This is a genomic window from Pseudonocardia lacus, from assembly GCF_018531445.1.
GTDB classification, from domain to species: Bacteria; Actinomycetota; Actinomycetes; order Mycobacteriales; family Pseudonocardiaceae; genus Pseudonocardia; species Pseudonocardia lacus.
Genome location: NZ_JAHDTH010000075.1, coordinates 25449 through 33626 on the forward strand (window position 1 = coordinate 25449; position 8178 = coordinate 33626).

The window sequence follows — 8178 nt, forward strand, 5'->3', positions numbered from 1 at the left end:
GGGTCGTTGCAGCGCTGGCGGGGAGGGGCCATGCCGGCCGGAAGACGCCCGCGTACGCCAGTCGGCCACTTCGCAGAGTCTCACCGCCCCTGCGAAGACGCCCCCGGCCCCGGGTAGGGGCGTTCTCGCAGCGTGGGGTGGGTGTCGCAGCAGCGGCTGGGTGCTCGCAGCGGGCCGGCGGGTTGCGAGGGCACCCCTTGTGCTGCGAGGTGACCGGTTGGGGGTGGTGGCGCAGCGCTGGCGGGAGACCTCGCAGCGCTGGCTGGGTCGTCGCAGCACGCCGGCGGGCTGCGAGCGCACACCCGGTGCTGCGAGGACACCGCGAGGGCTGCGAGCCGGGCTCGGCCCGGTGGGCGCGGTAGCGCCCACACTTCTCCCGAGTGCTCCCCTGCCGACGCGGCGGCAGGGGAGCACGACCCCCCTGCTTGAGCTGAGGTCCCCGCTGGAAGCGCCGCCGGAGGCGCAGTAGACAGTGACGTCCCTGGGCGAGGTGACCAGCGGGCGCAACAGCGCCTTCGGCCCCGGTCATGTCCGGGCGATCAGTGGGGTCCGAGAGGGTGGGCCAGGTTGCCTCCGGCGCCTCCGCGGCGAGCGACCTCAGATCAAGCAGGGCCCTCCTCGCGGGGGGTGTGGGCGCGCTACGCGCGCCCCCGGGTTCGCGCCTGCGGCGCTCACCCCAAGAACCCCGCGCCGCCGCGAGACGAGCGCGGCTCTCGTCCAACCAGCGCCGCCCCGCCCGGCCGATAGTGCCGTCGAGAACGAACTTGTCGTGATCAACAGGCCCCGTTGATCACGACAACTTCGTTCTCGACGGGCGGCTCCGCCACGCGGGGCCGCAACACCGCGGGCGCCGGTGGGTTTCGGGTGGGCGCTGCCCGGTCAGACTCCGGGTATGGCGGAGATGACGGCGGACGCGGTGGTCGTGGGCGGGGGGCACCACGGGTTGGTGGCGGCGGCGCTGCTCGCCGACGCCGGGTGGGACGTGTGCGTGCTGGAGTCGCACGACGTCGTGGGCGGGGCGGTGCGGTCGACCGAGCTGCACCCCGGGTTCACCGCCGACCTGTTCAGCGCGTTCTACCCGCTCGGCGCCGCCTCCCCGGTGCTGCGCTCGCTGGACCTGGGCCCGCACGGCCTGGAGTGGGTGCACGCGCCGTCGGTGCTGGCGCACCCGCCGCGTCCGGACGGCGGCCCGGCCGCCGTGCTGCACCGCGACCGCGAGCGCACCGCCGCCGGCCTCGACGAGCACCACGCCGGCGACGGCGAGGCCTGGCTGCGGCTGTGCGACCAGTGGGACGACATCGGCGACCTCCTGCTGCGCACCCTGTTCACCGCGTTCCCGCCGGTGCGCGGGCCGGTGGCGCTGCTGCGCAGGCTGGGCACCGCGGAGGCGCTGCGGATGGCGCGGTTCGCGCTGCTGCCGGCCGCCCGGATGGCCGAGGAGCTGTTCGGCGGGGAGCCGGCCCGGCTGCTGCTGGCCGGCAACGCCGTGCACGCCGACGCGCCGCCGGACGCCTCGATCAGCGGCGTCTACGGCTGGCTGCTGGTGATGCTCGGCCAGCGGTACGGGTTCCCGGCGCCGCGCGGGGGCGCCGGGCAGCTGGCCGCCGCGCTGGAGCGGCGGGCGGTGGCGGCGGGCGCCCAGATCCACACCGGGCAGCACGTCGAGCGCATCGACGTGCGCGGCGGTCGCGCGGTGGCCGTGCGCACGGCGGCCGGGCTGACCGTGCGGGCCCGCCGGGCCGTGCTGGCCGACGTCTCGGCCCCCGCGCTCTACCAGCGGATGCTCCCGGCCGACGCGCTGCCCGCCCGGCTGCACGAGGACCTGGAGCACTTCGAGTGGGACACCCCGGTCGTCAAGGTCAACTGGGCGTTGGACGGGCCCATCCCGTGGAAGTCCCCGAACGTCACCGGCGCCGGAACCGTGCACGTCGGGGCCGACGGGCGCGGCCTGACCCGCTGGTCGTCGGACATCGAGTCGGAGACGCTGCCGCGCTCGCCCTTCATGCTGCTGGGCCAGATGACCACGACCGACCCGACGCGCTCACCGGAGGGCACCGAGAGCGTGTGGGCCTACACCCACATGCCCCGCAAGGTGAGCGACGACGAGTCGGCGACGGAGGTGGCGCGCCGCATCGACGAGGTGATCGAGGAGCACGCCCCGGGCTTCGGCTCGAAGGTGCTGCACCGCCACGTCCAGCTGCCCACCGACCTGACCGCCGCCGACCCCAACCTGGAGCACGGCGCGGTCAACGGCGGCACCGCGCAGCTGTTCCAGCAGCTGGTCTTCCGGCCGTTCCCGGGCCTGGGCCGGCCGGAGACGGTGGTCGACGGGCTGTACCTGGCCAGCGCGTCGGCGCACCCCGGCGGGGGGGTGCACGGGGTGTGCGGCTACCTGGCCGCGAGGGCCGCGCTCGGGGAGCAGGGGCTGCGCGGGAAGCTGCGCCGCAGGGCGACCTCCGCGGCGCTGGAGCTGGTCTACCGCGACCGGCCCTCGGCGAGGTAGGTCAGCCGGCGGAGGGTCTCGTTGTTGCGGGGGACGATCATCGCCGCGCGCACCGGGTGCGGCAGCAGCTTCGTCGGGCCGCTGACCACGTCCTCCTCCATGTGGATGGTGCAGCCGCCGCCGGCGTCCGGCTCCAGCCGCAGCAGGATCTCGGCCTCGCCGAGCGGCCAGAGGCGCCCGCGCAGCAGCAGTTCCCGGCCGGGCTCGCTGCGCAGCACCTCGGTGGTGTCGTTGATCAGGGCGGGCCAGGCGCCGACCGAGTGGTGCAGCAGGGTGCCGACCGCGGGCCAGCCCGCGTCGACGTCGCGCATCCTGGACGCCCCGACCACCCAGGACGGGTACAGCCACCCGTCCGCCAGGATGCGCCAGACCGTGTCGGCGTCGGCTTCCGATTCGCGTCGCACAGCAATCACGCCGGCAGCGTAGGGGCGACGGGCCCGATCGGCCCGCCGGAACGGCCGGGAGGGATCGAACACCACCGACCGGGTACCCGGCGCAATGCGCATCGAGGGCAGCGTCGTCGTGGTGACCGGCGCCACCAGCGGGATCGGCAGGGCGACCGCGCTCCGGCTGTGCGCGGGCGGCGCCCGCGTCGTGCTGGTCGCCCGGGGCGCGGAGGGCCTGGCCGCCACCGCGGCCGAGTGCCGCGGCCTGGGCGGGCAGACCCTCGCGCTGTCGGCCGACGTGGCCGACGCGGAGGCGGTCGAGCGGGTCGCCGCCACCACCGTCGAGCGGTTCGGGCGCATCGACGGCTGGGTGAACTCGGCCGGGGTGGAGATGTTCGGGGCGTTCCTCGACGCCCCCCTCGACGAGATCCGCCGGGTCCTGGACGTCGACCTCGGCGGCTGCGTGCACGGCTGCCGGTCCGCGCTGAGCCGGATGGTCCCGCAGGGCCACGGCGTGGTCGTCAACCTCTCGTCGATCCTGGGGATCGTCGCCCAGCCCTACGGCGCCGGCTACACGATGGCGAAGTTCGCGGTCCGCGGGCTGGGCGCGTGCCTGCGCCAGGAGTTGCGGTTGGCCGGCGTCCGCGGCGTCGACGTGTGCACGGTGTTCCCGACCGCCATCGACACCCCGATGTGGCAGGACGCGGCCAACCGCACCGGCCGCCGTGTCCGGGCGCTCCCGCCGCCGCTGCCCCCGGAGCGGGTGGCCGCGGCCGTCGTCCGCCGGCTGCGGCGCCCCCGGGGGGAGACGGTCGTCGGCGGGCTGCTGGGGCGGGCGCTGCTCGCCCAGTACCGGCTGTGGCCGGGCTCGGCGGAGTGGACGATCGGGATCGGCCTGGAGCGGTGGGGCCTGTCGCCGACGAAGCGGGCCCCGTCGACGGCGGGCAACCTGTTCCGCCCGGCGCCGGGCCCCGGCGCCGTCCGTGGCGGCTGGCGGGCGGACCGGTAGCGCGTTCAGCCCACCCGGCAGTAGGTCGCCCCGCCGGTCCCGGCGGCCGTGCGGGCCAGGCCGGCCAGCTCGCCGAGCACCCCGGTGAACAGCTCGGCGTCGAGCTCCTGCCCCTCCGCGGCCTGCTCGCGGACCCAGTGCTCGGCGGTGGCGGCCAGCGTCGGCCCGTCGGCGTCGACGAGCGCCCGTTCGAGGGCGGGCGGCACCGCGAGGACCATGGCGGTGTCGTCGCCGCTGGCCACGACGTCGGGGTAGTCCGGAACGAACGCGGCGCCGCCGGCGCCGTTGCCGTTGCCGTCGAGGATGGCCTGCCACTCGCCGAGTGCGAAGAAGACGTCGAAGTTGCCGCAGGTGGCCGTGTCGGTCCCGGGGCCGGGCCCGTCGGCCAGTGCGCCGGTGGCGGCCGCGTCGTCGGCGGCGACGAAGAACGTGATGATCATGCTCACCCGCGGAGTGTGGCCGACCGCCCCGGCGCGGGATCCCGGACGATGCGGGCTGCGCCGGTCGGACGAGCGCCGGTGGCGACGTTGACAGCCTCGTCGCGCTTAACGGACGATCAGTCGTGTTCTCCCGCCTGCTGATCGCCAACCGCGGCGAGATCGCCGTCCGCATCGCCCGGGCCGCCGCCGATCTCGGGCTGCCCGCCGTGGCGGTCCACGCGACCGACGACGCCGACGCCCCGCACGTCGCCAAGGCCGACGCGGCGGTCGCGCTGCGCGGCACCGGGGTGGCCGCCTACCTCGACATCGACGACGTGCTGCGCGCGGCCCAGGAGGCCGGCGCCGACGCCGTCCATCCCGGCTACGGGTTCCTCAGCGAGAACGCGCGGTTCGCCGAGGCCTGCGCCGAGCGCGGGATCGCGTTCGTGGGGCCGCCCGCGCGGGTGCTGGCCCGGTTCGGCGACAAGACCAGCGCCCGCTCCCTGGCCGAGGGGATCGGTCTGCCGGTGCTGGCCGGCACCGGTCCGGTCGACGTCGACGGTGCCGCGGAGTTCCGGCGCGGTCTGCCCGCGCCCGGCGCGGTGATGCTCAAAGCCGTGGCGGGCGGGGGCGGGCGGGGGATGCGCGCGGTCACCGATCCCGACGCGCTGGCCGAGGCCTACGCGCGGTGCGCCTCGGAGGCGCGCACGGCGTTCGGCGACGACCGCGTCTACGTCGAGGAGCTGCTCACGCCGGCCCGGCACATCGAGGTGCAGATCGTCGGCGACGGGAGCGGCGTCATCGCCCTCGGCGAGCGCGACTGCTCGATCCAGCGCCGGCACCAGAAGGTCGTCGAGCTGGCCCCGGCCCCGGGCCTGCCCGCCGCCGTGCGCGCCGAGCTGCTGGCCGCGGCGGTCCGGGTCGGGGAGGCCGTCGGGTACCGCGGGGTCGGCACGGTCGAGTTCCTCGTCAGCGGGACGAGAATCGCGTTCTGCGAGGTCAATCCCCGGTTGCAGGTGGAGCACACGGTCACCGAGGAGGTCACCGGGGTCGACCTGGTGCGCGTGCAGCTGGAGCTGGCCGCGGGGCGTTCGCTCGCCGACGTCGGCCTCGACCCGGTGCCCGAGCCGCGCGGGGCGGCGCTGCAGGCCCGCATCACCACCGAGGTGACCAACCCCGACGGCACCACCACCCCGGCCGCCGGCACGCTGACCGCCTTCGAGCTGCCCGCCGGGCGCGGGGTCCGCGTCGACGCCGCCGGGCACGTCGGCTACCGGACGAGCCTGCGCTACGACCCGCTGCTGGCCAAGCTCGTCGTGCACGACCGCTCGCCCGACCTGGCCGCGCTGGCCGCCCGCGCGCACCGGGCGCTCTCGGAGTGCCACATCGCCGGCGTCGACACCAACCTGGACGTGCTGGCCGGGATCGTCGCGCACCCGGCGTTCGCCGCGGGCGAGCTGGACACCACCTTCCTCGACCGGCACCTGCCCGAGATCCTCGCCGCCACCCGCCCGCACCGCTACGTGGAGCGGGTCGCCGAGGTCGCCGACACCGGCCGCCCGCGCGCGGTCGCGCTCCCGGACGACGCCGAGGCGGTCCGCGCGCTGGGCCCGGGGACGGTGGTCGCGATCGAGGCGCAGGAAGGCGACACCGTGCGCGCCGGCGCCGCGCTGGTGGTCCTGGAGGCGCTGAAGATGGAGCACGTCGTCGCCGCGCCGACCGCCGGCACGGTCACCGCGCTCGCCGTCGCGGTGGGCGACACCGTCGCGGCCGGCGACGTGCTGGTCGCGCTGCGCCCGGTCGCCACCGACGCCGAGGACGCCGCCGCCGTCGCCGAGGTCGACCCCGACCACATCCGCCCCGACCTCGCCGAGGTCATCGAACGGCACGCCATCGGGCTGGACGAGCGGCGCGGCGAGGCCGTGGCCAAGCGGCACCGGCTCGGGCTGCGCACCGCCCGGGAGAACGTCGCCGACCTGTGCGACGAGGGCAGCTTCGTCGAGTACGGCGCGCTGGCGATCGCCGCCCAGCGCCGCCGCCGCTCGCTGGAGGACCTCATCGAGCGCACCCCCGCCGACGGCCTCGTCGCCGGCACCGCCACGATCAACGCCGACCTGGTCGGCGAGGAGAACGCCCGCGCCGTCGTCGTCGCCTACGACTACACCGTGCTCGCCGGCACCCAGGGCAAGCTCAACCACGACAAGAAGGACCGGGTCTTCGAGCTGGCCGCGCGCCGCAGGCTGCCGGTCGTGCTCTACGCCGAGGGCGGCGGCGGGCGCCCCGGCGACACCGACGGCCTGGGCATGACCGGGCTGCCGACGCCGGCGTTCGAGCTGTTCGGCCGGCTGTCGGCGCTGGTGCCGCTGGTCGGCGTGGTGGCGGGGCGGTGCTTCGCCGGCAACGCGGCGCTGCTGGGCACCTGCGACGTCATCATCGCCGTGGAGGGCGCCAGCATCGGCATGGGCGGCCCGGCGATGATCGAGGGCGGCGGCCTCGGCGTCGTCGCGCCGGACGAGGTCGGCCCGCTGTCGGTGCAGGTGCCCAACGGCGTGGTCGACATCGTGGCGGCTGACGAGGCCGAGGCCACCCGCATCGCCAAGCAGTACCTGTCCTACTTCCAGGGACCGGTGGCCGACTGGACCGCCCCCGACCAGCGCCGCCTGCGCCACGTCGTCCCGGAGAACCGGGTGCGCGTCTACGACATCCGCGCGGCCGTGCACGGGCTCGCCGACGAGGGCTCGGTGCTGGAGCTGCGCCGCGGGTTCGGCGTCGGGATGGTGACCGCCCTGATCCGCGTCGAGGGCCGCCCGATGGGCCTGATCGCCAACGACCCCACCCACCTCGGCGGGGCCATCGACCGCGACGCCGCCGACAAGGCCGCCCGGTTCCTGCAGCTCTGCGACGCGTTCGGGCTACCGGTCGTCTCGCTGTGCGACACCCCCGGCTTCATGGTCGGCACCGACTCCGAGCGCGAGGCCACCGTCCGGCACTTCAGCCGGCTGTTCGTGGTCGGCGCGAACCTCAGCGTCCCGCTCGGGATGGTGATCGTGCGCAAGTGCTACGGCCTGGGCGCCCAGGGCATGGCCGGTGGCAGCCTGAAGGCCCCGGCGTTCACGGTGTCCTGGCCGACCGGCGAACTGGGCGGGATGGGGCTGGAGGGTGCGGTGCGCCTGGGCTACCGCAAGGAGCTGGAGGCCCTCACCGACCCGGCCGAGCGCCAGGCCCTCTACGAGAAGCTCGTCGCCGAGAGCTACGAGCGCGGCAAGGCGCTCAGCGTGGCCACGGTCTTCGAGGTCGACGACGTCATCGACCCGGCCGACACCCGGCGCTGGATCACCTCGTCCTTCCCACCCGCCCCCGTGGGCCCGCAACCGGGCGGCAAGACCCGCCCCCACATCGACACCTGGTGACCCGCGGCGGAGACGTCATCGGGCGACCGGGATCAGGGCGGCGGCCCGGGGTCGGCGAGCGCGGCCCGCAGGACCGCCGCGTCGGTCGGGCTGACCGAGCGCACGAACGCCACCAGCGAGGCGTCGCGGTCGGCGGAGCGCTCCAGCGCCTGCAGCATCAGCCCGGCGACGAACGCGTCGCGGCTGCGGGTGGCGGAGTAGTGCCAGGTCCGGTCGACCCGCACCCGGGACGCGATCCCCTTGCGGGTCAACCGCTCCAGCACCGTCTTGACGGTGGCGTAGGCGAGGTCGGGGTCGCCGAGGGCGCGCAGCACCGTGCGCGCCGCCGCGGGCTCGCCGCGGCCCCAGAGCACGCCCATCACGTCGCGCTCCAGCTCGCCGCGCCCGCGGGTCATCGCCGGGCCCCCACCGGGCGCCCGCTGCCCACCCGCACCGCGAGCGCGGCGATGAC

Annotated in this window: 6 protein-coding genes; 3 read left to right on the top strand and 3 right to left on the bottom strand. The window is 76.1% G+C overall.

The features are described from left to right. Window positions 1-892: 892 nt before the first annotated feature. A complete protein-coding gene (locus KIK08_RS17590) occupies window positions 893-2503 on the top strand; it encodes a phytoene desaturase family protein (protein ID WP_250557222.1) in 1611 nt (536 codons plus the stop codon). Here the strand turns inward: KIK08_RS17590 and KIK08_RS17595 are convergent. Continuing rightward, window positions 2476-2916 (bottom strand): SRPBCC family protein, encoded by a 441-nt coding sequence (locus KIK08_RS17595; protein ID WP_308257697.1) that lies wholly within the window; start codon window positions 2914-2916, stop codon window positions 2476-2478. The genes KIK08_RS17590 and KIK08_RS17595 overlap by 28 nt on opposite strands. An 85-nt stretch (window positions 2917-3001) precedes the next feature. Between KIK08_RS17595 and KIK08_RS17600 the strand changes: the two genes are divergently transcribed. Continuing rightward, a complete protein-coding gene (locus tag KIK08_RS17600; RefSeq protein WP_250557223.1) occupies window positions 3002-3898 on the top strand; it encodes an SDR family NAD(P)-dependent oxidoreductase in 897 nt (298 codons plus the stop codon). 5 nt (window positions 3899-3903) lie between these two features. Here the strand turns inward: KIK08_RS17600 and KIK08_RS17605 are convergent, their stop codons facing one another. Further along, on the bottom strand, window positions 3904-4344 hold the full coding sequence (locus KIK08_RS17605) for a hypothetical protein (protein WP_214404257.1): 441 nt from the start codon (window positions 4342-4344) through the stop codon (window positions 3904-3906). Between the two features lie 116 nt (window positions 4345-4460). Between KIK08_RS17605 and KIK08_RS17610 the strand changes: the two genes are divergently transcribed. Beyond that, the gene (locus KIK08_RS17610; RefSeq protein WP_214404258.1) at window positions 4461-7727 is read left to right on the top strand and encodes an acetyl-CoA carboxylase family protein; all 3267 of its coding nucleotides are present in this window, start codon (window positions 4461-4463) and stop codon (window positions 7725-7727) included. A gap of 32 nt (window positions 7728-7759) precedes the next feature. Here the strand turns inward: KIK08_RS17610 and KIK08_RS17615 are convergent. After that, window positions 7760-8178 (bottom strand): BlaI/MecI/CopY family transcriptional regulator (locus KIK08_RS17615; protein WP_250557224.1); only part of this gene is annotated, 419 nt, incomplete at its 5' end.